15 protein-coding genes are annotated in these 25,583 nt (G+C 71.8%); 5 read left to right on the plus strand and 10 right to left on the minus strand.

The features are described from left to right. Nucleotides 1–41 precede the first annotated feature (41 nt). Both ABZ873_RS14325 and ABZ873_RS14330 read left to right on the plus strand, forming a co-directional pair. A complete protein-coding gene (locus ABZ873_RS14325; RefSeq protein WP_360870333.1) occupies nucleotides 42–641 on the plus strand; it encodes a DUF6114 domain-containing protein in 600 nt (199 codons plus the stop codon). After that, complete coding sequence (locus ABZ873_RS14330) at nucleotides 631–1,965, plus strand: hypothetical protein (protein WP_360870336.1); 1,335 nt, start codon at nucleotides 631–633, stop codon at nucleotides 1,963–1,965. The genes ABZ873_RS14325 and ABZ873_RS14330 overlap by 11 nt, the downstream gene beginning before the upstream one ends. Nucleotides 1,966–2,078: 113 nt before the next feature. On the opposite strand, the gene pyk is transcribed toward ABZ873_RS14330, so the two are convergent. The 3 genes from pyk to pta all read right to left on the minus strand — a co-directional run bounded on the left by pyk (nucleotide 2,079) and on the right by pta (nucleotide 6,920). Beyond that, nucleotides 2,079–3,509, minus strand: a complete 1,431-nt coding sequence (gene pyk, locus ABZ873_RS14335; RefSeq protein WP_360870339.1) for a pyruvate kinase — start codon at nucleotides 3,507–3,509, stop codon at nucleotides 2,079–2,081. Between the two features lie 63 nt (nucleotides 3,510–3,572). After that, nucleotides 3,573–4,787 (minus strand): acetate kinase, encoded by a 1,215-nt coding sequence (locus ABZ873_RS14340; RefSeq protein WP_360870342.1) that lies wholly within the window; start codon nucleotides 4,785–4,787, stop codon nucleotides 3,573–3,575. A 48-nt stretch (nucleotides 4,788–4,835) separates the two neighbouring features. Next, on the minus strand, nucleotides 4,836–6,920 hold the full coding sequence (gene pta, locus ABZ873_RS14345; RefSeq protein WP_360870345.1) for a phosphate acetyltransferase: 2,085 nt from the start codon (nucleotides 6,918–6,920) through the stop codon (nucleotides 4,836–4,838). A gap of 285 nt (nucleotides 6,921–7,205) precedes the next feature. Here pta and ABZ873_RS14350 point away from each other — a divergent pair, with 285 nt between their 5' ends. Then, nucleotides 7,206–8,231, plus strand: a complete 1,026-nt coding sequence (locus ABZ873_RS14350; protein ID WP_360870348.1) for an ATP-dependent 6-phosphofructokinase — start codon at nucleotides 7,206–7,208, stop codon at nucleotides 8,229–8,231. A gap of 12 nt (nucleotides 8,232–8,243) precedes the next feature. Here ABZ873_RS14350 and ABZ873_RS14355 read toward each other — a convergent pair whose 3' ends face one another. From ABZ873_RS14355 to ABZ873_RS14375, 5 genes are all read right to left on the minus strand, one after another. Then, entirely contained in the window at nucleotides 8,244–8,936 is a 693-nt protein-coding gene (locus ABZ873_RS14355) for an XRE family transcriptional regulator (protein WP_360870424.1), read from the minus strand. 179 nt (nucleotides 8,937–9,115) lie between these two features. Beyond that, nucleotides 9,116–11,428 (minus strand): 1,4-alpha-glucan branching enzyme, encoded by a 2,313-nt coding sequence (glgB, locus tag ABZ873_RS14360; RefSeq protein WP_360870351.1) that lies wholly within the window; start codon nucleotides 11,426–11,428, stop codon nucleotides 9,116–9,118. Then, complete coding sequence (locus tag ABZ873_RS14365) at nucleotides 11,425–12,873, minus strand: maltokinase (RefSeq protein WP_360870353.1); 1,449 nt, start codon at nucleotides 12,871–12,873, stop codon at nucleotides 11,425–11,427. Before ABZ873_RS14365 ends, glgB begins: the two co-directional genes overlap by 4 nt. A 175-nt stretch (nucleotides 12,874–13,048) precedes the next feature. Beyond that, nucleotides 13,049–14,770, minus strand: a complete 1,722-nt coding sequence (gene treS / locus ABZ873_RS14370; RefSeq protein WP_360870356.1) for a maltose alpha-D-glucosyltransferase — start codon at nucleotides 14,768–14,770, stop codon at nucleotides 13,049–13,051. Then, a complete protein-coding gene (locus ABZ873_RS14375) occupies nucleotides 14,767–16,761 on the minus strand; it encodes an alpha-1,4-glucan--maltose-1-phosphate maltosyltransferase (protein ID WP_360870359.1) in 1,995 nt (664 codons plus the stop codon). Before ABZ873_RS14375 ends, treS begins: the two co-directional genes overlap by 4 nt. Before the next feature lie 717 nt (nucleotides 16,762–17,478). On the opposite strand from ABZ873_RS14375, the gene glgP reads away from it, so the two are divergent. Then, entirely contained in the window at nucleotides 17,479–20,115 is a 2,637-nt protein-coding gene (glgP, locus tag ABZ873_RS14380) for an alpha-glucan family phosphorylase (RefSeq protein ID WP_360870362.1), read from the plus strand. Nucleotides 20,116–20,235: 120 nt separating this feature from the next. On the opposite strand, the gene ABZ873_RS14385 is transcribed toward glgP, so the two are convergent. After that, a complete protein-coding gene (locus tag ABZ873_RS14385) occupies nucleotides 20,236–22,503 on the minus strand; it encodes a M4 family metallopeptidase (RefSeq protein WP_360870365.1) in 2,268 nt (755 codons plus the stop codon). A 382-nt stretch (nucleotides 22,504–22,885) separates the two neighbouring features. On the opposite strand from ABZ873_RS14385, the gene ABZ873_RS14390 reads away from it, so the two are divergent. Further along, nucleotides 22,886–24,361, plus strand: a complete 1,476-nt coding sequence (locus ABZ873_RS14390; protein ID WP_360870368.1) for a sugar transferase — start codon at nucleotides 22,886–22,888, stop codon at nucleotides 24,359–24,361. A 22-nt stretch (nucleotides 24,362–24,383) separates the two neighbouring features. On the opposite strand, the gene ABZ873_RS14395 is transcribed toward ABZ873_RS14390, so the two are convergent. Further along, a complete protein-coding gene (locus ABZ873_RS14395) occupies nucleotides 24,384–25,328 on the minus strand; it encodes a GDP-L-fucose synthase (protein ID WP_360870371.1) in 945 nt (314 codons plus the stop codon). Between the last annotated feature and the right edge of the window lie 255 nt (nucleotides 25,329–25,583).

Below are 25,583 nucleotides of genomic sequence, written 5' to 3' on the forward strand. Positions count from 1 at the left end.
CAGAGTTCTTTCGTACCACCGTTTCCAGGGAGCTGTTGTCCATGAACCCCCAGGCCCCGGTTTACGTTCGCGCAGAAGACGACGCCTGGCTCACCGTGGTGTACTACCACTTCCACGCCTGGCGCGGCCGCCGCCCCTTCTGGGCCGGGCTGTTCACGCTCCTCGGTGGCTTCCCGATCGCGTACTTCCCGTACGCGGACCTCCGGCTCGGCAACGTCAGTCTCGCCATGGCCACCACCGGCGGCGCCGGTGCGCTGATCATCGGCGTCCTGCTCATCACGCTGGGCCTGGCCCTGTGGTTCCAGCAGACCATCCGTGTCTTCGCCGGGGTCGCCTCGATCCTGCTGGCACTGGTGTCCCTGCCGGTCTCCAACCTCGGCGGCTTCGGGATCGGCTTCGTCTGCGCCCTCGTCGGCGGCGCCCTCGCGCTGTCGTGGGCCCCCGGGCAGCCGGCGGACGAGGCACAGGCCGGCCAGCAGCCGGCCCCGGTCGGCCTGGTCAAGCCGGAGGCGACGGCGGGCACCCAGGGCACCCAGGGCATGCCGGGCATCCAGGGCTTCCCGGGTCCCCGCGAGACGGAAACGGCACGCGCGACCGAGACGACTGCCCACGCCGATGGCGGGAGGAACAGTGCGGGGTGACGAGACGCAGCGGGCCGTGGCCCCGGGCGCAGAGTCCCGTGAGAGGAAGGGCCCGCGCCACGCGGCGCCCAGGAAGTCGCTGCTGACCAAGATCCAGATACCCGTCGGCAAGACGATGGCGCTGGCGGCGATGCCGACGGCCGTCTTCGTCGGGATGGGCATGGCGCCCAAGCTCGCCGTGGCCGACGACAAGGAGATCCCCTTCGCGCCCGGTCCGTGCGTGACCCGCTCGGACGAGCCCGCGGAGAGCGAGTCCAAGTCCCCCTCGCCCACCGCCTCGAAGACCCCGGCACCGAGCGCGTCGGCCGGTGCGACACCCACACCCGGTACGTCGCCCTCCGCGTCCGGAGCCGCGAAGGCGGCCAAGCCCAGCGCGTCCCCGGAGGCCGCGAAGCCCCCGGCGAAGAACGGCACGGCGCCCGTCCCGACGGCCACGCCGACCCCGACGAAGACCACGAACCCGCTGGACCCCCTCGGTGTCGGCGACAAGATCAAGGACCTCTTCGACGGACTCGGCAAGCCGGCGGCGGACCCGAAGGCGACCCCGACCCCGACGCCCACGCCCCCGGGCGCGGCCACCCCGGCCCCCGACCCGGTCGCGGACGCGATCCGCGACGCGGCGAAGAAGTCGGGCGCCGAGGTCGAGGAACTGTCGGACGAGGTCAAGGACACCGTCAGGAAGCCGAAGGACGAGACGCCGAAGGACCCGTCCGACAAGGACAAGGACAAGGCGGACGAGACCAAGGCCGGCGAGGACAAGGCGGACAAGGACAAGGACAAGGACGCCGAGGACAAGGCCAAGGACGAGGCGAAGAAGGACCCGGACGGGAAGGAACCCTTCCCCTGCCCGACCTACGACGCCGAGGCCCTCGCCAACGCCCAGCTGGAGCAGGGCATCCCGCTCCTCCCGGACGAGCCCTGGTACCTCGACAGCTCGATGCTGACCCTCTACGGCCTGGACTACCAGGGCATCGTCGAGGTGAAGACGGCGGGCGGCAAGACCAAGAAGGTCCTCAAGTTCACGGCCGACTCGCTGGACATCAAGGACCTCTACCAGACGGTCGGCAAGGGCGGGAACATCGCCCACCTCAAGTCCCGTCCGGGCTCCACCTCCAAGATCCGCGGCGGCACGGTGACGATGTACACCGAAAGCCTCAAGGGCAAGCTCTTCGGTCTGATCCCGATCGAGTTCGCCCCCGACAGCCCGCCGCCGCTGAACGTGCCGTTCGCGTTCTTCACGGACGTCAAGGTCGTCCAGGCGGCACAGTTCGGCGGAACCCTCACCGTCCCGGGCCTCAAGAACTACATCGGCCCGCCGGAGTAGTCCCGTACCGCATGACCGGTGACACCTGACCGGCTGCACGTGACCGGCGACAACCGCCGAGGGCGGCACCCCGCAGCGATGCGGGGTGCCGCCCTCGGGCGTTCGGTGCGGGGTCAGGCGCGGTCGACGCCGCCCAGGTGGTGGACCCGGACCATGTTGGTGGTGCCGGGGACGCCGGGGGGCGAGCCGGCGGTGATCACCATGGTGTCGCCCTCGTTGTAGCGGCCCAGCTTGAGCAGTTCGCCGTCCACCAGGTCGACCATGGCGTCGGTGGTGTCCACGTGCGGGACGATGTACGACTCGACGCCCCAGCTCAGCGTGAGCTGGTTGCGGGTGTTGACGTCCGTGGTGAAGGCCAGGATCTGCTGCGAGGCGCGGTAGCGCGACAGGCGGCGGGCGGTGTCCCCGGACTGGGTGAAGGCGATGAGCGCCTGCCCGTTCAGGAAGTCCGCGATCTCGCAGGCCGCACGGGCCACGGAGCCGCCCTGGGTGCGCGGCTTCTTGCCCGGGACCAGCGGCTGGAGGCCCTTGGAGAGCAGTTCCTCCTCGGCCGCCGTGACGATCTTCGACATCGTCTTGACGGTCTCGATCGGGTACTGGCCCACCGAGGACTCGGCGGACAGCATGACCGCGTCCGCGCCGTCCAGGATCGCGTTGGCGACGTCGGACGCCTCGGCGCGGGTCGGGCGGGAGTTGGTGATCATCGACTCCATCATCTGGGTCGCGACGATCACCGGCTTGGCGTTGCGGCGGCACATCTCGATGAGCCGCTTCTGGACCATCGGCACCTTTTCGAGCGGGTACTCGACGGCCAGGTCGCCGCGGGCCACCATGACCGCGTCGAAGGCCGCGACGACGGCCTCCATGTTCTCGACGGCCTGGGGCTTCTCCACCTTGGCGATGACGGGGACCCGGCGGCCCTCCTCGTCCATCACCCGGTGCACGTCCTTGACGTCGTTGGCGTCGCGCACGAAGGACAGGGCGACCATGTCGCAGCCCATCCGCAGCGCGAAGCGCAGGTCGTCGACGTCCTTCTCCGACAGCGCGGGGACGTTCACGGCGGCACCGGGCAGGTTGATGCCCTTGTGGTCCGAGATGACACCGCCCTCGATGACGATGGTCCGCACCCGCGGGCCCTCGACCCCGGTCACGCGGAGCTCGACGTTGCCGTCGTTGATCAGGACCTGGTCGCCCTTGGTGACATCGCCCGGGAGGCCCTTGTAGGTGGTGCCGCAGACGGACTTGTCGCCCGGCACGTCCTCGGTGGTGATGGTGAACTCGTCACCGCGCACCAGCTCGACGGGACCCTCGGCGAAGGTCTCCAGGCGGATCTTCGGGCCCTGGAGGTCGGCGAGCACGCCGACCGCCCGGCCGGTGTCCTCGGAGACCTGCCGGACGCGGTCGTACCGCTCCTGGTGTTCTGCCTGGGATCCGTGGCTGAAGTTGAATCGGGCCACGTTCATACCTGCCTCGATGAGCGCTTTCAGCTGCTCATACGAGTCGACGGCGGGGCCCAGCGTGCAGACGATTTTGGAACGGCGCATGAAGCGGATCCTATCCGGTTTGTTTCGTAGCGGAATATTCCGTCTGGTGGAAAGTCCAAGTGACTAGTCGGTAACGAGCGCGTACGCCTGGGTGGCGATCTCCAGTTCCTCATCGGTCGGCACCACCGCCACCGCCACCCGGGCATGATCCGCCGAAATCAGCCGCGCCCGCGGGGAGCGCGCCGCGTTGGCCTCGCGGTCCAGGACCAGACCCAGCCCCTCCAGCCCCTCCACCGCGGCCTCCCGCACCTGGTGGGCGTTCTCGCCGACGCCGGCCGTGAAGGCCACCGCGTCCACCCGGCCGAGGACGGCCGTGTAGGCGCCGATGTACTTCTTCAGCCGGTGCACGTAGGCGTCGAAGGCGACGCGCGCCGCCTCCTCGCCCTCGCCCGCCCGCCGCAGCACCTCGCGCATGTCGTTGTCCCCGCACATGCCCAGCAGACCGCTCTTCTTGTTCAGGAGCGAATCGATCTCATCCACCGAGAAACCGCCCACCCGGGCCAGGTGGAAGACCACCGCCGGATCCAGGTCGCCCGAACGGGTACCCATGACCAGCCCCTCCAGCGGGGTCATCCCCATGGAGGTCTCCACGCAGACCCCGCCGCGCACGGCCGAGGCCGAGGCGCCGTTGCCCAGGTGCAGCACGATCACGTTCACGTCCTCCACCGGCCGGCCGAGCAGGTCCGCCGTGGCCCGGGAGACGTAGGCGTGCGAGGTGCCGTGGAAGCCGTACCGCCGGACGGAGTACCGCTCGGCCGTCGCCGCGTCGATGGCGTACCGGGCCACGTGCTCCGGCATGGTCGCGTGGAAAGCGGTGTCGAAGACGGCGACCTGGGGCACGTCCGGGCGCAGCGAGCGGGCCACCTCGATGCCGGTGACGTTCGCCGGGTTGTGCAGCGGCGCCAGCGGGATCAGGTTCCGGATCTCCGCCAGCACCTCCTCGTCGATCACGGTGGGCCGGGTGAACCGGGTCCCGCCGTGCACCACCCGGTGGCCCACCGCGGCCAGCCCGGGGGAGTCCAGCCCCAGCCCGTCGGCGGCCAGCTCCGCCGCCACCGCCCGCAGCGCCGCCCCGTGGTCCGCGATCGGCCCGGTCCGCTCCCGCCTGCCGCCGGCCGCGGCGGGACCGGTCAGCGGCTCGTGCGCCAGCCGGGAGGTCTCCTCGCCGATCCGCTCCACCAGGCCGGACGCGAGCCGGGAGCGGTCGGCCATGTCGAGGAGCTGGTACTTGACGGAGGAGGAGCCGGAGTTGAGGACGAGTACGCGCGAAGCGGTCACGGGGAGGTCTTTCCTGGTCGCGGGAGGGAGGGACGAGGGGGAGCGGGCTCAGACGGTGGGCGCCGGCGCGCCCTGCGCCTGGATCGCGGTGATGGCCACGGTGGTGACGATGTCCTGGACGAGCGCACCGCGCGAGAGGTCGTTGACCGGCTTGCGCAGACCCTGGAGCACCGGCCCGACCGCGATCGCGCCCGCGGAACGCTGCACGGCCTTGTAGGTGTTGTTGCCCGTGTTGAGGTCCGGGAAGATCAGTACGGTGGCCCGCCCGGCCACCGCGGACCCGGGCAGCTTGGTCGCGGCCACCGAGGGCTCCACGGCCGCGTCGTACTGGATCGGGCCCTCGATCTGGAGGTCGGGGCGCAGCTCGCGCACGATCTCGGTGGCCTTGCGGACCTTGTCCACGTCCACGCCCGAGCCGGAGGTGCCCGTCGAGTACGAGAGCATCGCGATCCGCGGCTGGACCCCGAAGGCGGCGGCGGTGGCGGCCGACTGCACGGCGATGTCGGCCAGTTGCTCGGCGTCCGGGTCCGGGTTGACGGCGCAGTCACCGTAGACGAGGACCCGGTCGGCCAGGCACATGAAGAAGACGGAGGAGACGATCGACGCCTCGGGCTTGGTCTTGATGATCTCGAAGGCGGGCCGGATGGTCGCCGCGGTCGAGTGCACCGAGCCGGACACCATGCCGTCGGCCAGCCCCTGCTGCACCATCAGCGTGCCGAAGTAGTTGACGTCGGTGACCACATCGGCCGCCAGCTCCACGGTCATGCCCTTGTGGGCGCGGACCCGGGCGTAGTACTCGGAAAAACCCTCCCGCAGCGGGGAGGTGGCCGGGTCGATCAGCTGGGCGCCGGAGATGTCGACGCCGAGGTCGCCCGCCTTCTTGAGGATCGCCTGCTCCTCGCCCAGCAGGGTCAGGTCGCAGACCCCCCGGCGCAGCACCACGTCGGCGGCGCGCAGCACCCGCTCCTCGGCACCCTCGGGCAGCACCACACGGCGGCGCTCGGACCGGGCCCGCTCCAGCAGCTCGTGCTCGAACATCATCGGGGTGACGCGCTCCGAGCGGGCCACGGAGAGCAGGTCGCGCAGCTGCCCCGTGTCCACGTGCCGCTCGAAGAGGCCGAGCGCGGTCTCCAGCTTGCGCGGGGTCGCGGAGTTCAACCGGCTCTGGAGGGAGAAGAGTTCGGCGGCGGTCGGGAAGCTGTTGCCGGCCACCGACACCACCGGCGTGCCCGGGGCCAGCTTCGAGGCCAGCGTCAGCACGTCCGGGCCGGGCCGCTCGTTCAGGGTGAGCAGCACACCGGCGATCGGCGGGGTGCCCGAGGTGTGCGCGGCCAGCGCGCCCACGAGCAGGTCCGAGCGGTCGCCGGGGGTCACGACCAGGCAGCCCGGGGTCAGGGCGTTCAGGAAGTTCGGCAGCATCGCGCCGCCGAAGACGAAGTCCAGCGCGTCGCGGGCCAGACCGGCGTCGTCGCCGAGCAGCACCTCACCGCCGAGCGCGCGGGTGATCTGGGCGACGGTCGGGGCGGACAGGGACTTGTCGTCCGGCAGCACGTAGCAGGGCACGGGGAGGCGGGCGGCCAGCCGCTCGGCTATCGCGTCGCGGTCCTCCGCGGCCACCCGGTTGACCATCATCGCGACCACGTGGCAGCCCAGGCTCTCGTAGGCGCGGTAGGCGTTGCGCGCCTCGGCGCGCACGGCGTCGGCGGGATGCTTGGTGCCGCCCACCACGGGGACGACGACCGCGCCCAGCTCATTGGCGAGGCGGGCGTTGAGCGCCAGCTCGTCGGGGAGGTTGGTCTCCGCGTAGTCCGTGCCGAGGACCAGCACCACCTCGTAGTCCCGGGCGAGCCGGTGGTAGCGGTCGACCAGCTGCGAGACCAGCTCGTCGGTGCCCTTCTCGGCCAGGATCGCCGAGGCTTCCCCGTACTCCATCCCGTACGCCGTCGACGGGTCCTGCTCGATCCGGTAGCGGGCCCTCAGCAGCTCGAAGAGGCGGTCGGGGGCGTCGTGGAGCAGCGGCCGGTAGACGCCCACCCGGGCCGTCTGCCGGGTCAGGATCTCCATGATCCCCAGCTCGACGACCTGCCGGCCGTCCCCCCGCTCGATACCGGTCACGTACACGCTGCGCGTCACGCGTGCTCTCCGTCTCTCGTCTGGTCCTCTGGTGGGGTCGATCGACCCGGATGGGAGGGGCTTGCCCTCTTGACAATACCTCCGCGGATGGGTAGGGCGCCCGCCGGACGAGTGGCCCGGGGCGAAGGGCCCGGGGCCGCCGCGGCGGCCGACGGGGAGCGCGCCGCACCCCCGGCGCGTGGAACAATCGGACACGCTTCATCCCATACCCCCTTCCTTCATCTGTACGGCCGTCCGCCCGCACCCGGACGGCCAGGTACGCCCAGGAGCAGGAGACACAGCACGATGCGTATCGGAGTTCTCACCGCAGGCGGCGACTGCCCGGGCCTCAACGCTGTCATCCGGTCGGTCGTACACCGCGCCGTCGTCGGACACGGGGACGAGGTCATCGGCTTCGAGGACGGCTTCAAGGGCCTCCTCGACGGCCACTTCCGCCCCCTCGACATCAACGCCGTCAGCGGCATCCTCGCCCGCGGCGGCACCATCCTCGGCTCGGCCCGGATGGAGCGCGCCCGGCTCCACGAGGCCGCCGAGAACGCCCAGGAGCTGGCCACGCGCTACGGCATCGACGCGCTGATCCCGATCGGCGGCGAGGGCACCCTCACCGCCTCCCGGATGCTGTCGGACGCCGGGATGCCCGTGGTCGGCGTACCGAAGACCATCGACAACGACATCTCCTCCACCGACCGCACCTTCGGCTTCGACACCGCCGTCACGGTCGCCACGGAAGCCATAGACCGTCTCAAGACCACCGCCGAGTCCCACCAGCGGGTGATGGTCGTCGAGGTCATGGGCCGCCACGCGGGCTGGATCGCCCTGGAGTCCGGCATGGCCGGCGGCGCCCACGGCATCTGCCTGCCGGAGCGCCCCTTCGAGGTGGACGCGCTGGTCAAGATGGTCGAGGAACGCTTCGCGCGCGGCAAGAAGTTCGCCGTCGTCTGCGTCGCGGAGGGCGCGCACCCCGCCGAGGGCTCCATGCCGTACGAGAAGGGCGCGATCGACGCCTACGGCCACGAGCGCTTCGCCGGCATCGGCAACCGCCTCGCCATCGAGCTGGAGCACCGCCTGGGCAAGGAGGCCCGCCCGGTCATCCTCGGCCACGTCCAGCGCGGCGGCACCCCCACCGCCTACGACCGCGTCCTCGCCACCCGCTTCGGCTGGCACGCCGTGGAGGCCGTGCACCGGGGCGACTTCGGCAGGATGACCGCGCTGCGCGGCACCGACATCGTGATGGCGCCGCTCGCCGACGCGGTCACCGAGCTCAAGACCGTCCCGGAGAACCGGATGTACGAGGCCGAGTCCGTCTTCTGAGCGGCCCCGGGGCTACGCCGAGCCGCCCGCGAGCTGCCAGAACCGGTCCACGATGCCCGCCAGGAACTCCCGGCCCGCGTCCCCGCTGCCGGCGCCGGTCTCGGCGCCGCCCCAGCTGAGCGTGGCCACCATCCGGGACTGGTAGTCCCCGTGCAGCCGCTCCAGCACCTGCTCCAGCTGCTGCTTGGGGACCGGCAGCAGCTTGGCGAGCGGCTTCACGTACGCCTGCCAGCGCGTGGTGACCGCGCTGCGCAGCAGACCGGCCAGCTCCTCGTGGCGGCCGGCCGCCGTCACGAACTGCGCGGGCGTCAGGCCGAGTACCGAGGCCAGGGCGGCGGACTGCCGCTCGTTGCCCTTCCAGCGGCCGGTGTCCTCCATCTTCTGGTACGCGCCCGTCTCCAGCCCGATGCGCCGGGCCAGTTCGTCCGCCGCGAGCCCCCGCGCGATCCGGTGCTCCCGCAGCGTCACCGGCTCGGCGAGCAGCTCGCCGGGGGAACACCACAGGACCCCGGCGAGCGCGGTGAGCTCGGCGGACGAGGGCGATATCTCGCCACGCTCCCAGGCCATCACGGTCTCGGGTGCCACGAGAAGTCCGTACTGGGCGCGCAGGCCGTAGGCGACATGACCGGGCGCCATGCCCAGGGCCGCGCGCAGCCGGCGCGCGGCGGGGGCATTGAATGGTGGGCTGGAGTGCACACCGCACACCGTAGGAGTCACCGGCCGGTGGCGCCTACAGACCAAACAAACAAGCCCATACCTCGGAGGAACATCCTAGGAAAGTGCGGGCATTTACCGGTTTTCCCAGCGACTGTCCGGTAATCGGTGCACTGGAAGATCCATTCCCTTCGTACGGTTTCAGCCAGCCCCCGCCCGCGCAAGAGCCGTCACGGCCCCTCCACGGAATCCCCGCCCGGCCGCAGCCACAGCGTCGCCAGCGGCGGCAGGGTCATCCGCAGGCTCGCCGGACGGCCCTGGGCCGGCTCCGGCTCGGCCCGCAGCGGACGCGCGTGGTGCACGCCGCTGCCCCCGTAGCACTCCAGGTCCGTGTTGAGCACCTCCCGCCAGAGCGGCATCCCCTCCGGGACCCCGATCCGGTAGCCGTGCCGGACCACGGGGGAGAAGTTCGACACCGCCAGCAGCGGCGAGCCGTCCCGCGCGTAGCGGAGGAAGGCGAAGACGTTGTCCTCCGCCGCGTCCGACTCCACCCACGCGAAGCCCTCCGGCACGCTGTCGCGCTCCCACAGGGCGGGCGTCGCCGTGTACGTCCGGTTCAGGTCGCCCACCAGCGCGCGCACCCCGCGGTGGTCACCGGCCGCCCCGTAGGAGTCGTCCAGCACCCACCAGTCCGGCCCGTGCGCCTCCGACCACTCCGAGCCCTGCGCGAACTCCTGCCCCATGAACAGCAGTTGCTTGCCCGGGTGGGCCCACATGAAGCCCAGGTAGGCCCGGTGCGCGGCCCGCTGCTGCCACCAGTCCCCGCTCGGCATCTTCGACACCAGCGCCTGCTTGCCGTGCACCACCTCGTCGTGCGAGATCGGCAGCACGTAGTTCTCGCTGAACGCGTAGACCATCCCGAAGGTCATGTCGTGGTGGTGGTACTTGCGGTGCACCGAGTCCTTCGACATGTACCGCAGGGTGTCGTGCATCCAGCCCATGTTCCACTTGAGGCCGAAGCCCAGGCCGCCCGAGTCCGTCGGCCGGGTCACCCCGTTCCACGCGGTGGACTCCTCCGCGATCGTCACCACGCCCGGGCAGCGCCGGTAGACCGTCGCGTTCATCTCCTGGAGCATCGCCACCGCGTCCAGGTTCTCCCGGCCGCCGTGCTCGTTCGGCAGCCACTCGCCCTCGTCGCGCGAGTAGTCCAGGTAGAGCATCGAGGCCACCGCGTCCACGCGCAGGCCGTCCACGTGGAACTCCTCGCACCAGTACACCGCGTTGGCGACGAGGAAGTTGCGGACCTCCTTGCGGCCGTAGTCGAACTCCAGGGTCCCCCAGTCCGGGTGCGCGGCCCGGCGCGGGTCGTGGTGCTCGTACAGCGGCCGGCCGTCGAACTCCGCCAGGGCCCAGTCGTCCCGCGGGAAGTGCGCGGGCACCCAGTCGACGATCACCCCGATCCCGGCCCGGTGCAGGGAGTCCACCAGGAAGCGGAAGTCGTCCGGGCCGCCCATCCGCGAGGTCGGCGCGTAGAAGCCGGTCACCTGGTAGCCCCACGAGCCCCCGAAGGGGTGCTCGGCCACCGGCATGAACTCCACGTGCGTGAAGCCCAGCTCCTTGATGTACGCGGGCAGCTGCTCGGCCAGCTGCCGGTAGCTGAGCCCCGGCCGCCAGGAGGCCAGGTGCATCTCGTACACCGAGAAGGGCGCCTGGTGCGGGGGCCGGGCCCCGCGCGCCGCCATCCAGTCGGCGTCCTGCCAGACGTACGCCGACTCCGTGACCACCGAGGCGGTCGCCGGCGGCACCTCCGCCGCCCGCGCCATCGGGTCCGCGCGCAGGGTGTGGCTGCCGTCCGGGCGGGTGATGTCGTACTTGTACAGCGTGCCCGCGCCCACCCCGGGCAGGAACAGCTCCCACACACCGCTCGACCCGAGCGAGCGCATCGGGTAGGCGACGGAGTCCCAGTACGAGAAGTCCCCCGAGACCCGGACCCCCTGGGCGTTCGGCGCCCACACCGTGAACCGGGTGCCCGCCACCCCCTGGTGCTCCATGGTCCGGGCGCCCAGCGCCGTCCACAGCCGCTCGTGCCGGCCCTCGCCGATCAGGTGCAGGTCCAGCTCGCCGAGGGCGGGCAGGAAGCGGTAGGGGTCCTCGGTCTCGCTCTCGTCGCCGTCGTACGCCACGAGCAGCCGGTACTCCGGCACCGCGGTCAGCGGCAGCAGCGCCGAGAACAGCCCGTCGCCCTCGTCGAAGAGCTCGGCCCGCAGCCCCTTCGCCACGACGGTGACGGACTTCGCGAAGGGGCGCAGCACCCGGAAGCACACCCCGCCCCGCTGGGTCCGCGCCCCGAGCACCGCGTGCGGATCGTGGTGGCGGCCCTCCAGCAGCCGCGCCCGTTCCTCACCGCCCAGCGGGGTCGCCGGCCGGACCCCGTGCGGCGGGGCGGCCTGCCGGGCCCGCGGGGGGCGGGGCTTCTTCGCGGCCGCCGGGGCGGGCGCGGCTTCGTCGCGGACGGTCGGTGACGGCTGTCGTGCGGCGCTCACGCGAGCGGCCTCCTCGGGGGCTTCGGATGGGGGTGGGACTGCGGTACGGAACCGGGGGCCGGCGGGGTCGGCGGCACCCGGTGCGCGGGCCGCACGGGCTCCGACAGCCGCCGGATCGCGGCCATCGGCACATGCAGCCAGTCGGGGCGGTGCCGGAACTCGTACCGGGCCTCGTACACCGCCTTGTCGGTCTCGTAGGCCCGCAGCAGGACGGGATCCTCGCGCGGGTCCCGGCCCGTGGTGCGGGCGTAGCCCTCGCAGAAGGCCGTCCGGCAGTCGTCCGCCCAGGCGGGCGCGAACGGCCGGTGCGAGCGGGCGGCGTAGTCGAAGGAACGCAGTATCCCGGCGATGTCGCGCACCGCCGGTTCGGGACGGCGCCGGTCGGCCAGCGGCCGGGCCGGCTCGCCCTCGAAGTCGATCAACGACCAGGAGCCGTCGAGGGTGCGCAGGGTCTGACCCAGATGGAGGTCCCCGTGGATCCGCTGCGCGGACACCCCGGCCCCGCGCGAGGCGGCCAGGGCGTCGAAGGCGCCCCGCAGCCCCGGCTCGTACGGCCGCAGCGCGGGCACCTCGCGGGCGGTGGCGGCCAGCCGCGCGGTCATCCCCGCGGCCAGCCGGGCCGTCTGCTCCGGGTCCAGCGCCACCGTGGGCAGGGCCGCGGCCAGGGCGCTGTGCACCTCGGCGGTGGCCCGCCCCAGCGCGTGCGCCTCGGCGGTGAAGTCGGCCCCGGCGCCCAGGCGGCGCAGCGCGAGCTGCCAGCCGTCGTCGGAGCCGCGCAGGTACGGCTGGAGCACGCCCAGGGTCAGCGGTTCGCTCCCGGGCGGCTCGGCCTCGTACCAGGCCACGGGCGCGGGGACCCGGGTGCAGCCGGCGGCGGCCAGGGCCCGGGGCAGCTCCAGGTCCGGGTTGACCCCGGGGCCGACCCGCCGGAACACCTTGAGGATGAACGAATCTCCGTAGATGAGAGAGGAGTTCGTCTGCTCCCCGGACAGCGGCCGCGGGGTGAGCCCCGCCGGGATCGGCGTGAGCGGATCCCGGTCGAAGCGCAGCGGCCCGAGGGTGCCGGGGGAGCGCAGCCGCTCCAGCAGCATGGCCGCGAGCCGCGGGTCGCCCAGCGCCTCGTAGACCGCGCGGCCGGCGTACGGTCCGTCCTCGGCGTGCCCGATCAGCGTGGGCGCGAGGGCGGGCGGCAGGGACGGGCGGATGCCCAGCAGCAGCTGGTAGCAGTCCCCGTCCACATCGAGGAGCAGATGGAGCAGCCCGGGGGTGGATCCGGGGGGCAGCAGCTCGGCCGCAGAGACGATTCTGAGCCCGCTGATGGCCCGCCCCTTGCCCGCGAACCAGCGCTGCGCGGGCAGCCAGGCCCGCAGCATCGGCTCCAGTGGGGCGATTCCGGCGGCCCGGTCGGCCGTCAGCCGGCTCCGGGCGGATGCAGCCTCCGACATGGCGTCGCGTCCTTTCCCCGGGGCGGTCACAGAATGCGCAGAGTGTCCCGGATGCGCGGCAGTTGCTTCTCCGGCATGTGCGAGTGTCGGGTCAGGATGATCCGTACAGGGGCGGGCGATTGACCCGTTCGAGGCGCCCGCCCCCTCTTGTGCCGCTGCGCGGCCGCGTCCGTCGCTATACGGTGCGGCGGCGGCCGCCGCGCTGTTCCGCGCGCAGGCGGAACCAGTAGAAGCCGTGTCCCGCCAGGGTCAGCAGGTACGGCCACTCACCGATCGGCGGGAAGCGCACGTCACCCGTGAGCTCCACCGGGACCCGCCCGTTGAACGACTGCAGGTCCAGCTCGGTGGGCTGCGCGAAGCGCGAGAAGTTGTGCACGCACAGCACCAGGTCGTCCCCGTACTCGCGCAGGAACGCGAGTACCGCCGGGTTCGACGACTGCAGTTCGGTGTACGAGCCGAGGCCGAAGGCCGGGTTCGCCTTGCGGACCTCGATCAGCCTGCGGGTCCAGTGCAGCAGCGAGGAGGGCGACGCCATGGCCGCCTCGACGTTGGTGACCTGGTACCCGTGGACCGGGTCCATGATGACCGGCAGGTTCAGCCTGCCCGGATCGCAGGAGGAGAAACCGGCGTTCCGGTCCGGGGTCCACTGCATCGGGGTGCGGACGCCGTCGCGGTCGCCCAGCCAGATGTTGTCCCCCATGCCGATCTCGTCGCCGTAGTAGAGGACGGGCGAGCCGGGCAGCGACAGCAGCAGGGCCGTGAACAGCTCCATCTGGTTGCGGTCGTTGTCCAGGAGGGGGGCGAGCCGGCGGCGGATGCCGATGTTGGCCCGCATGCGCGGGTCCTTGGCGTATTCCGCGTACATGTAGTCGCGCTCTTCGTCCGTGACCATTTCGAGCGTGAGCTCGTCGTGGTTGCGCAGGAAGATGCCCCACTGGCAGTTCTTCGGGATGGCCGGGGTCTTGGCCAGGATCTCGGAGACCGGGTAGCGGGACTCTCTTCGCACCGCCATGAAGATGCGCGGCATCACGGGGAAGTGGAAGGCCATGTGGCATTCGTCCCCGCCCTTGGCGAAGTCCCCGAAGTAGTCGACCACGTCCTCGGGCCACTGGTTGGCCTCGGCGAGCAGCACCGTGTCCGGGTAGTGGGCGTCGATCTCCGCCCGGACCCTTCTCAGCAGCTCGTGGGTGCGCGGCAGGTTCTCGCAGTTGGTGCCCTCCTCGGCGTACAGGTAGGGCACGGCGTCGAGGCGGAAGCCGTCGATGCCGAGGTCCAGCCAGAACCGCAGGGCGGAGATGATCTCCTCCTGGACCGCCGGGTTCTCGAAGTTGAGGTCCGGCTGGTGGGAGAAGAAGCGGTGCCAGTAGTACTGCTTGCGTACGGGGTCGTACGTCCAGTTCGAGGTCTCGGTGTCGACGAAGATGATGCGGGCGTCCTGGTACTGCTTGTCGTTGTCGGCCCACATGTAGTAGTCGCCGTAGGGGCCCTCGGGGTCCTTGCGCGACTGCTGGAACCACTCGTGCTGGTCGCTCGTGTGGTTCATGACGAAGTCGATGATCACCCGCATGCCGCGGCTGTGCGCCGCGTCCACGAACTCCACGAAGTCGGCGAGATCGCCGAACTCGGGGAGCACGGAGGTGTAGTCGGAGACGTCGTAGCCGCCGTCGCGCAGGGGCGAGGCGAAGAAGGGCGGGAGCCAGAGGCAGTCGACGCCGAGCCACTGGAGGTAGTCCAGCTTCGCGGTGAGCCCCTTGAGGTCACCCACGCCGTCGCCGTTGCTGTCGTGGAAGGATCGGACGAGGACTTCGTAGAAGACCGCCCGCTTGAACCAGTCGGGATCGCGGTCCTTGGCGGGGGTGTCCTCGAAGGTGTCGGGGACGGGATCGTTGATCATCATGAGGTGGGTGACCCTCCGGTGGGCGGGGACGGTCGCAGAGCGGCCAGAACGTGCGCGGGCGTGCGGCCCGGCTCTAGGCGCACGTAGTTCGCCCTGCCCCAGTGATAGGTCTCGCCGGTGAGCTCGTCGCGCACCGCGAGGGACCCGTGCCAGTCGAGGCCGAGTACCGGCATGTCCAACGAGACCGTCGCCTCCTGGGTGTGGTGCGGATCGAGGTTGACGACCACCAGTACGGAATTGGCTCCCGCATGCTTCGAATAGGCGATCACCTGTTCGTTGTCGGTCGAATGGAAGTGGATGTCCCGCAGCTGCTGGAGCGCGGGGTTGCACCGGCGCAGCCGGTTCAGCGTGGTGATCAGCGGGGCGATGGTGCGGCCCTCGCGGTCGGCGGCGGCCCAGTCGCGCGGCCGCAGCTCGTACTTCTCGGAATCCAGGTACTCCTCGCTGCCCTCGCGCACCGGGGTGTTCTCGCAGAGCTCGTAGCCGGCGTAGACGCCCCAGGTGGGGGACAGGGTGGCGGCGAGCACGGCCCGGACCTCGAAGGCGGCACGGCCGCCCCGCTGGAGGTACTCGTGGAGGATGTCGGGGGTGTTGACGAAGAAGTTCGGCCGCATCACGGAGGCCGAGCGGGTGGCCGCCAGCTCGGTCACGTAGTCGGTCAGCTCGGCCTTGGTGTTGCGCCAGGTGAAGTACGTGTACGACTGCTGGAAGCCGACCGCGGCCAGCGCCCGCATCATCGCGGGCCGGGTGAACGCCTCCGCCAGGAAGATCACGTCCGGGTCGGACTTGTTGATGTCCGCGATCACCTTCTGCCAGAAGACGACAGGCTTGGTGTGCGGGTTGTCGACCCGGAAGATCCGGACCCCGTGCTCCATCCAGTGCCGCAGGATCCGGCAGGTCTCCTCGACGATCCCGGCCATGTCGGTGTCGAAGTGGACCGGGAAGATGTCCTGGTACTTCTTCGGCGGGTTCTCGGCGTAGGCGATCGTGCCGTCGGCGCGGTGGCGGAACCACTCCGGGTGCTTCTCCACCCACGGGTGGTCCGGGGAGCACTGGAGCGCGAAGTCCAGTGCGATCTCCAGGTCCAGCTCGCGGGCCCGCGCGACGAAGGCGTCGAAGTCCTCCAGGGTGCCCAGTTCGGGGTGGACGGCGTCGTGCCCGCCCTCCGTGGATCCGATGGCCCACGGCACACCCGGGTCCCAACTGCCTGCGGAGAGCGTGTTGTTGGGGCCCTTGCGGTAGGTGCTGCCGATGGGGTGGACGGGCGGCAGGTACACCACGTCGAAGCCCATGGCCGCGACCGCCGGCAGCCGCTCGGCGGCGGTCCGGAAGGTGCCGCTGACCGGAGGCTTGCCGGGCTCCAGCACCGCCCCCTCCGAGCGCGGGAACATCTCGTACCAGGAGCCGAAGAGGGCCCGCTTGCGCTCCACGAGCACGGGCAGCGGCTTGGCGGCGCTGACCAGCTCCCGGTACGGGCGCCGGGCGAACGCGGCGTCCACCGCCGGGGCGAGCGCGGCCGCGTACCGCTCCGCCGGGGGCCGGTCCTCGTCCCGCAGGACCGCGGCGGCGGACAGGACGGCCTCGCGGCCGTCGCGCTTGGGGATCCGGGACCCGGCGCGCTCGTAGAGCTCCGCGCCCTCCAGCAGCACCAGTCCGGTGTCGATGCCGGCCGGGATCTTGATAGCGGCGTGCGCCCGCCAGGTGGCGACCGGGTCGCTCCACGCCTCGACGGTGTAGGTCCACCTCCCCTCGGTCTCGGCGGAGACCCGGGCCCCCCACCGGTCGGTGCCGGGGGCGAGCTCGCGCAGCGGCACGGGGGGCCGCAGCCGTCCGCTCGGATCACGCAGGACGACATGGGCGGCGACGGCGTCGTGCCCTTCGCGGAACACGGTGGCGGAGATCTCGAAGACCTCGTCCACCACCGCCTTGGCGGGTCTGGCGCCGCAGTCGACGGCGGGGCGGACGTCCAGCACGGGAATGCGACCGATCATGATGGGATCACCTGGGGGCAGTTCGCAGGGCTCGGTGACAACAGGCCAGCCGGGATCACGGCTGGTAGTGCACGCTCTGTTCGCTCTGTTTCTAGCCGCTCAGTGGACGGCTGGGCTGCGGGCATGGCCGCTCCTGTCCGCGTTCACTCGGGTGGCGGGGAGAGGGTTTGTGGGCGGGTGCGCCGTGCGTGTACGACGTGTGCGTACAGGTGCGTGTACAAGGTGCCTGTACGACGTGTACCCGGGGAGCCCTTCCCCATCCTGCCCGGCCCAATCCGCGCGCTCTGTTAACTACTCGTACGTAGCGGAACCCGCGATACCAACCCCCGTGCGGACATCCGCCGGGGCTCCGTCAAGTCGGCCGGGACGGGCTCCCCGGGGCCCGGAAACCTCCGTCACACGCGTCTCCTGAGCCACTGGAGAACCACTCGTGCGGGGGAGGGCCAGACCGGCCTTTGTTCACGCGAGGCAGGAGTGACCGGTGGGGCGCGAGGGGCCCGTGAGGCCCCGTCATGCGCCGTGCCCCGCCCCGGAACCTTCCGTCGGCCCGGACGCGGGGGACGCGATTCGGACGATCGTCCTCCGAGCGGCCGGGCGGGACGTCCGGGGATCCGTGGCGGCGGGCAGGGGCCCGGCGCTAGCCTTCCCGGGGTGATGCGCGGATGCACAGCGTGGTGCGACCGCTCCGATCCGCAACCCCCTGCGAAGGTGGAACGTGTGAAGGCTATCCGTCGATTCACCGTGCGCCCCGTCCTCCCCGAGTCCCTCCTGCCGCTCACCGGCCTCGCGCGCAACCTGCGCTGGTCCTGGCACGTGGAGACCCGCGAACTCTTCCAATCCGTCGACCCCGAGGGCTGGCAGGCAGCCGGCGGCGATCCCGTGCGGATGCTCGGTACCGTCTCCGCCGCCCGTATCGAGGAACTGGCCGAAGACCGCCGGTTCCTGCGGCGGCTCGCCGTCGCCGCCGCCGACCTCGACGACTACGTGAACGGCGGGAGGTGGTACCAGAGCCAGGAGAACGGCGCGGAACTGCCCGCCGCCATCGCCTACTTCTCCCCCGAATTCGGGATCACCGCCGCCCTCCCGCAGTACTCCGGGGGCCTCGGCATCCTCGCCGGGGACCACCTCAAGGCCGCCAGCGACCTCGGCGTCCCGCTCATCGGCGTGGGACTCCTCTACCGGCACGGCTACTTCCGCCAGTCGCTCTCCCGCGACGGCTGGCAGCAGGAGCACTATCCCGTCCTCGACCCCAACGAACTGCCGCTCGCCCTGGTCCGCCAGGAGGACGGCACCCCCGCCCGCGTCTCGCTGACCCTGCCCGGCGGCCGGGCCCTGCACGCGCACATCTGGCAGGCCCGCGTGGGCCGCGTACCGCTGCTGCTCCTGGACTCCGACGTCGAGGACAACGACGCCGCCGCCCGCGAGGTGACCGACCGGCTCTACGGCGGCGGCAGCGACCACCGGCTGCTCCAGGAGATGCTGCTCGGCATCGGCGGCGTCCGCGCCGTCCGCCTCTACTGCGGCCTCACCGGCCACCCCGGGCCCGAGGTCTTCCACACCAACGAGGGCCACGCCGGTTTCCTCGGGCTCGAACGCATAAGGGAACTGGAGCGGGAGCAGGGCCTGGACTTCGACTCCGCCCTGGAGGCCGTACGCGCCGGGACCGTGTTCACCACGCACACCCCCGTCCCCGCCGGGATCGACCGCTTCGAGCGGAGCCTGGTCGCCCGGCACTTCGGGGAGGGCGCGGAGCTGGCCGGCGTCCCCGTCGAGCGGATCCTGGAGCTGGGCGCCGAGACCTACCCCGGCGGCGACCCCGGGGTGTTCAACATGGCGGTCATGGGGCTGCGGCTGGCCCAGCGGGCCAACGGCGTCTCCACCCTGCACGGCGCGGTCAGCCGGGAGATGTTCGCCGGGCTGTGGCCCGGGTTCGACCCGGCCGACGTGCCCATCACCTCCGTCACCAACGGGGTGCACGCCCCGAGCTGGGTGGCCCCCGAGGTGGTCCGGCTCGGCGCCCGCCAGATCGGCCCCGGCCGTACCGAGGACGCCCTCTCGGTCGGCGGCTCCGCACGCTGGGACGCCGTGGCGGACATCCCGGACCAGGACGTGTGGGACCTGCGGCGGGTGCTGCGCGAGCAGCTGGTGCAGGAGGTACGGGACCGGCTGCGGGCCTCGTGGCTCCAGCGGGGGGCCGCGGCCGCCGAGCTGGGCTGGGTGGACTCCGTACTCGACCCGGACGTGCTGACCATCGGCTTCGCCCGGCGCGTGCCCTCGTACAAGCGGCTGACGCTGATGCTGCGGGACCCCGACCGGCTGCGCCGGCTGCTGCTGGACCCGGACCGGCCGGTGCAGATCGTGGTGGCGGGCAAGGCGCATCCGGCCGACGACGGCGGCAAGCGGCTGGTGCAGGAGCTGGTGCGGTTCGCGGACGACCCGCGGGTGCGCCACCGGATCGTCTTCCTCCCCGACTACGGCATGGCCATGGCGCAGCGGCTCTACCCGGGCTGCGACGTCTGGCTGAACAACCCGCTGCGGCCGCTGGAGGCGTGCGGGACCAGCGGGATGAAGGCGGCGCTCAACGGCTGCCTCAACCTGTCGGTGCTGGACGGCTGGTGGGACGAGTGGTTCGAGCCGGACTTCGGCTGGGCCATCCCCACCGCCGACGGGCTCGGCGCGGACGAGGACCGCCGCGACCACCTGGAGGCCAATGCCCTCTACGAGCTCATCGAGAACCGGGTCGCGCCCCGCTTCTACGACCGGGCCGGCCGGGCCGGGCTGCCGGTGCGGTGGATCGAGATGGTCCGGCGCACGCTGGTGTCCCTCGGGCCCAAGGTGCTCGCCGGGCGCATGGTGCGCGAGTACGTGGAACGGCTCTACGCGCCGGCCGCGCGCGCCCACCGCTCGCTCGACCCCGTGGCGGCGCGGGAGCTGGCCGGGTGGAAGGGCCGGGTGCGGTCCGCCTGGCCGCGGGTGTCCGTGGAGCATGTGGAGGCGCTGGCCGCGGCTCCCGTGAACGGCACCGCCGAGCTGGGGGCCACGCTGACCCTGCGGGTCCGGGTGGCGCTGGACTGCCTGGCGCCCGAGGACGTCGAGGTGCAGGTGCTGGCGGGCCGGGTGGACGCGCAGGACGTGATCCGGGACGGGCGCAGCTTCCCGCTCAAGCCCGCCGGGGGTCCCGACCTGGAGGGCCGCTGGGTGTACGAGGGGCCGCTCGCGCTGGACCGCACGGGGCCCTTCGGGTACACCGTGCGCATCCTGCCCGCGCATCCGCTGCTGGCGACTCCGGCGGAGCTGGGGCTGGTCGCCGTACCGGCCGACACGGACGCGGGGGGCGGCGTACTCCTGCGGTAGGGGCCGGGGTCCCTTCCGGTACGGCGGGGGCCGCAATGGGACAGGGCCGCCCGGGGAGGTTTCCTCCCGGGCGGCCCCGTGTCAGCGGTTCAGCCGGTGCTCATCCGGACCCGCGAGGGGTCAGAAGGTGAGCTTCCAGCTGTCGATCTTTCCGGTGTCGAGGCTCGCGAGGTCCGCGACACGCAGCTTCCAGACACCGGCGGCGGCCTTCGCGGAGGCGTTGACGGTGAACTGCTGGACGATGTTGTCCGCGCTGCCGCCGGTGCGGTTGCGCAGGTTGTAGACGGTGCCGTCGGGGGCGACCAGGTCGACCCGGAGGTCACCGACGTAGGTGTGCTGGATGTTCACGTCCACCTTGAGGGCGCTCGACGCGTTGCCCGTGCGGTTGACGGTGATGGGGGACTCGACGGTCGCGTTGTCCGCGATCGCGTAGTCGGTGGTGTTCTCGAAGACGCTCGGCTGCGAGGTGCCGACCGTCCAGGTGAAGGACGCCGTGCCGGTCTGGTTCTGCGCGTCCCGCACGGTCACGGTCACGTTGGACGTGCCCGCGGTGTTCGCCGTGCCGGTGATCAGACCGGTGGAGGCGTTGATCGACAGGCCGGCCGGGAGGCCGGTGGCCGAGTAGGTCAGGGCGCCCGGGTTGGTGCTGGTCGCCTGGATCTGGAGGCTGACGGCGCTGCCCGTGGCGGTGTTCTGGTTGCCCGGGTTGGTGACCGAGACGCCGTTCACGATGCGGGGGCCGACGTTGATGGCCGCCCACGCGTTGGCCGCGTTGTTGTAGGTGGCCGAGCCGGCGCCGTACAGGTCGGCGGCGGCCTGGAGGGTGGCCGTACGGGCGGCCGCGTAGTTGGTGTTCGACTTGAACAGACCGGTGGTCAGCGCGCGGAACCAGATCTTCGAGGCGGCGTCCCGGCCGATCGCGGTGACCGGCTGGCCGTCGGAGGTCGGCGAGTCGTAGCTCACGCCGTTGACGACCTTGGCGCCCGAGCCCTCGGAGGCCAGGTAGTACCAGTGGTTGGCCGGGCCCGAGGAGTAGTGGACGTCGATGGAGCCGATGCCCGAGTACCAGGCGTCCTTGGAGGAGCCGTCCTTGCTCGGCTTGTCCATGTAGCGCAGCGGGGTGCCGTCGCCGTTGATGTCGATCTTCTCGCCGACCAGGTAGTCGCCGACGTCCTGGGCGTTGTTGGCGTGGAACTCGACCGCCGCGGCGAAGATGTCGGAGGTGGCCTCGTTCAGGCCGCCGGGCTCACCGCTGTAGGTCATGTTGCCGGTGACCGAGGTCAGGCCGTGGGTCATCTCGTGCGCGGCCACGTCGATGGACGTGAGCGGCTTGTTGTTGCCCTCGCCGTCGCCGTAGGTCATGCAGAAGCAGGAGTCCTGCCAGAAGGCGTTGACGTAGGCGTTGCCGTAGTGGACCCGGGAGTACGGGGCCACGCCGTCGTTGCGCAGGCCGTTGCGGCCGTGCACGTTCTTGTAGTAGTCCCACGTCAGCTGGGCGCCGTACTGGGCGTCGGCGCCGGCCGTCTCCGCGTTGGAGGGGGAGCCGTTGCCCCAGATGTCGTCCGGGCCGGAGAAGAGCGTGCCGGTGCCGGAGCTGCCCTTGTTGAGGTTGTAGGTCTTGTGGCCGCCGCGGGCGGCGTCGGTCAGGTTCCAGGTGCTGCCCGACTGGGTGCTGCCGATGGTGACCTGGCCGCTGTACTGGGTGTTGCCGGTGCCGGTCTCGATGGCCTGCCACTCGGTGATCTTGGCGCCGGTCTTGGCGTTGGTCACCACGTGCAGCTCGTTCGGGGTGCCGTCGTGCTGGAGGCCGCCGACGACGGTCTCGAACGCGAGGACGGGGACGCCTTCGGCCGCCCAGATCACCTTGCGGGCGTTCTGGGAGGGCTTGGCCTCCTTGGAGCCCTCGGCCCCGGCGGCGGCCACGGCCTGGCTCTCGGCGGCGGCCGGAGTGACGGTGGCGTCCGTGTCCGCGACCTTGATCTCGTGGTGAGTCGCCTTCGTCACACTCTTGGTGACGCCGCCCTTGGCGTGGACGGTGAGGTCACCGCCGAGCACGGGCAACCCGTTGTAGGTCCGCTCGTACGTGGTGTGCGTGGTGCCGTCCGCATCCTGGACGACATCGCGGACCACCAGCTTCTCGCCACTTCCGAGGCCGAGCGCCTTCGCGGCCTGGGCGGTGGTGGAGTTGGCCTCGGCGAGGAGCGTCGCACGCTCCGACGCGCTGAGTACGCGGTTGGCGGCGCCGGGGTTGGCCTGCGCGGCCTTGGGTGCCTGTGACGCGGTGGCGTCGGCGGTGGCGGTTCCGGTCTGTACACCTACGGCGAGCAGGGCCGCCGCGGCAACGAGCGCGCCCGCCGCGGTGGCACGCCTCTGGGGGGTGGACCTCAACGCAGACTCCTTCTGCAAGGGGGGTTCCGGACGGCTGGGTGGGCCTCCGGGCAGAACAGGGCTGGTGCGATGAACGGTCGAAGATTGCCACTTGGCGGCTCGGATGTCAGGGCCGCGTCAAAAGGTTGGCCGGAAACGGTTCGTTGTCCGAAGCGACGTATCCGGTATCCGGAACATTCACCTTTGTGTGCGCGGCAGCACGTCCAGCATTCGGAACGCCTGGTACCGGTTGCTAACACTTGCGCAACAAGAGACTGGGTTGACCGAAAGGGCGTTTACCGTACGGGTGTTTGTCGTACTGTTTGCCGGTGCGGCAGATGTTCGGTGCCAGGGGAAGCCACGGACACCCGCCACTGTCATAGACCACGTGCCAGGGGGGCCCATGAGGCATGTTCATTTTCCTGCGCAAAGTGTTGCCCTGGCGGCCCATGAGACCCTGGCGCCCTTGCGGCGCCTCGGGGACAAGGCCCGCTGGTACCGGCCGGCCGCGATAGCCGCCGACTTCCTCGGCGCCGCGATCCCCGTCGGGCTCGTCTTCGACGCCGCCCAGCAGGTCCGGCCGCTGTACTGCGCCCTGGCCGCCGCGCTGGCGTGGACCGGGGTGCAGGCGCTGCGCCGCCGGTACGCGACCCGGGCGCTCGGCGAGTCCCGCGGCGTGCTCCCGGTCCTCCACGACTGGCTCATTCTGATCGGCGTACTGGCCGTGGCCCGCGTGGTCACCGAGGAGGCCACGCCCCGGCTGTCGGCCCTCGGCGCCCTGCTGCCCGCCCTGCTGATCACCGTCGCCTGCCACAAGCTGACCTACCGCCACCTCTCGGCGGCCCGCCGCGAGGCCCAGGCCGTCAGCCGGGTCCTCGTCATAGGGGAGCCCGACGCCGCCGAGGACGTCATCGCCCACCTCTCCGCCCGCACCGACCACCCGTACGTGGTGGTCGGCGTCGTCCCCGTCGGCGGCGGACCGCTGGCCAGCGGGGTGCCCGTGGCCGCCCGGCTCGGCGCCGACGGGCCCGAGGCCCCCGGCGGGGACGCCGCGGCCGTGCTCGGGGCCGTCCGCAGCCACCACGCCGACCTGGTGCTCGTCGCCCCCGGGGTGCGGATCACGGGGGAGCGGCTGCGCCGCGTCGCCTGGGCCCTGCACGACGCGGGGCTGGAGCTCGCCGTCTTTCCCGGCCTGGTGGAGGTCTCGGTCAAGCGGCTGGAGACCCTCTCCGCGGGCGGGCTCGCCGTGCTGCGCGTGGCGCCGCCCGTCAGCCGCGGGGTGCAGACCCTGCTCAAGTCCGCCCTGGACCGGGTCGGCGCCGCCGCCGGGCTGCTGCTGCTGTCGCCCTTCCTGCTCGGCATCGTGCTCGCGATCCGCTGCGGCTCGCGCGGCCCGGCCTTCTACCGCCAGCGGCGCATCGGCCGCGACGGGGTCCCGTTCGTCATGTGGAAGTTCCGCACGATGGTCGTGGACGCCGACGCGCGCAAGGCCGAGCTGGCCGGGGCCAACGAGAACGACGGCCTGATGTTCAAGATGCGCCGCGACCCCCGGGTGACCCGGGTGGGCCGGCTGCTGCGCCGCACCTCCCTGGACGAGCTGCCGCAGCTGGTCAACGTACTCGTCGGGGACATGTCGCTGGTCGGCCCGCGGCCGCCGCTGCCGGAGGAGGTGGCCCAGTACGACGAGGTCGAGCTGCGCCGGCTCACCGTGCGCCCCGGGATGACGGGGCTGTGGCAGATCAGCGGCAGGTCCGACCTGTCCTGGGACGAGACCATCCAGCTGGACCTGCAGTACGTCGACAACTGGTCCTTCACCAGTGACGTCGACGTGATGGGCCGCACGCTCCGCGCCGTCGTCGACGGTCGCGGAGCGTACTGAGGGGCCGGGGCCGCCTGTGCGATCAGCTCTGCTCGCGCCACCACCGGTACGTGGCGGCGATGCCGTCCCGCAGCGGGATGCCGGGCTTCCAGCCGAGCGCGGTCAGGCGGCCGACGTCCAGCAGCTTGCGCGGGGTCCCGTCCGGCTTGGAGGTGTCCCAGGCCAGCCGGCCGCGGAAGCCGGTCACCTCGGCGACCGTCTCGGCGAGCTCCTTGATGGTCAGGTCCTCGCCGCAGCCGATGTTCACCGGCTCGTCCCCGTCGTAGTCGCGCAGCAGGACGGCGCAGGCCGCGGCCAGGTCGTCCACGTGCAGGAACTCCCGCCGCGGGGTGCCCGATCCCCACAGGGTGACCTCGTCGCGGCCCTCCGCGGCGGCTTCGTGGAAGCGCCGGATGAGCGCGGGCAGGACGTGCGAGGTCTCCAGGTCGAAGTTGTCCCCGGGCCCGTAGAGGTTCGTGGGCATGGCCGAGATGTACGAGGCCCCGTACTGCTTGCGGTACGACTGGACCTGGACGATCCCCGCGATCTTGGCGAGGGCGTACGCCTCGTTGGTCGGCTCCAGCGGGCCGGTCAGCAGGGAGTCCTCGTGGATCGGCTGCGGGGCCAGCTTGGGGTAGATGCAGGAGGACCCGAGGAACAGCAGCCGGCCCACGCCGGCGGCGTGGGAGCCGCCGATCACGCTGAGCTGGATCTGCAGGTTCTCCTCCAGGAACTGCACCGGGTACGTGCTGTTGGCCATGATCCCGCCGACCTTGGCGGCGGCCAGCACCACGGCGTCCGGGCGGACGTCCTTCAAGTAGGCCGCGGTGGCCGCGGCGTCGCGCAGGTCGAGGTCGGCACGGCCCCGGGTGAGCACGTCGTGGCCGTCGGCGGTCAGCCGGCGGGCGACCGCGGACCCCACGAGGCCGCGGTGGCCCGCGACGAAGACGCGGGCGTTCGGGGGCAGGAGCGGCAGCGAGCTTGTCATACCGCCGATGATGCCAGTCCGCTCCGGCGGGGCCCGCAGTGGTCCGCGGCGGGGACCCGGGCGCCCCGCGCCGCAACCGCGGGCCGGGCGGGCGGCGTCCGGAGCACCGAGCGGCGGCCGCCCCGGCGGGGCCGCGCGGGGGCGGCCGTGTACGGTACGCATCCAGCCCCCGGACGGCGGACCGGCCGCCGGGCGCACCCGCCGGACCGGCGCGATCCGCACCCACCCCGAGGCACCGCCTCACCCGCCTCACCA

Source organism: Streptomyces sp. NPDC047014 (assembly GCF_040644195.1).
GTDB lineage: Bacteria > Actinomycetota > Actinomycetes > Streptomycetales > Streptomycetaceae > Streptomyces.

Excerpts from the sequence above, each read along its gene's own strand:
- ABZ873_RS14395 (WP_360870371.1), bottom strand. The coding sequence starts at position 25,328 with ATGACAAGCTCGCTGCCGCTCCTGCCCCCGAACGCCCGCGTCTTCGTC.
- ABZ873_RS14350 (WP_360870348.1), top strand. The coding sequence starts at position 7,206 with ATGCGTATCGGAGTTCTCACCGCAGGCGGCGACTGCCCGGGCCTCAAC.
- ABZ873_RS14390 (WP_360870368.1), top strand. The coding sequence starts at position 22,886 with ATGAGGCATGTTCATTTTCCTGCGCAAAGTGTTGCCCTGGCGGCCCAT.
- ABZ873_RS14375 (WP_360870359.1), bottom strand. The coding sequence starts at position 16,761 with ATGATCGGTCGCATTCCCGTGCTGGACGTCCGCCCCGCCGTCGACTGC.
- pyk (WP_360870339.1), bottom strand. The coding sequence starts at position 3,509 with ATGCGCCGTTCCAAAATCGTCTGCACGCTGGGCCCCGCCGTCGACTCG.
- ABZ873_RS14325 (WP_360870333.1), top strand. The coding sequence starts at position 42 with ATGAACCCCCAGGCCCCGGTTTACGTTCGCGCAGAAGACGACGCCTGG.
- ABZ873_RS14365 (WP_360870353.1), bottom strand. The coding sequence starts at position 12,873 with ATGTCGGAGGCTGCATCCGCCCGGAGCCGGCTGACGGCCGACCGGGCC.
- treS (WP_360870356.1), bottom strand. The coding sequence starts at position 14,770 with ATGATGATCAACGATCCCGTCCCCGACACCTTCGAGGACACCCCCGCC.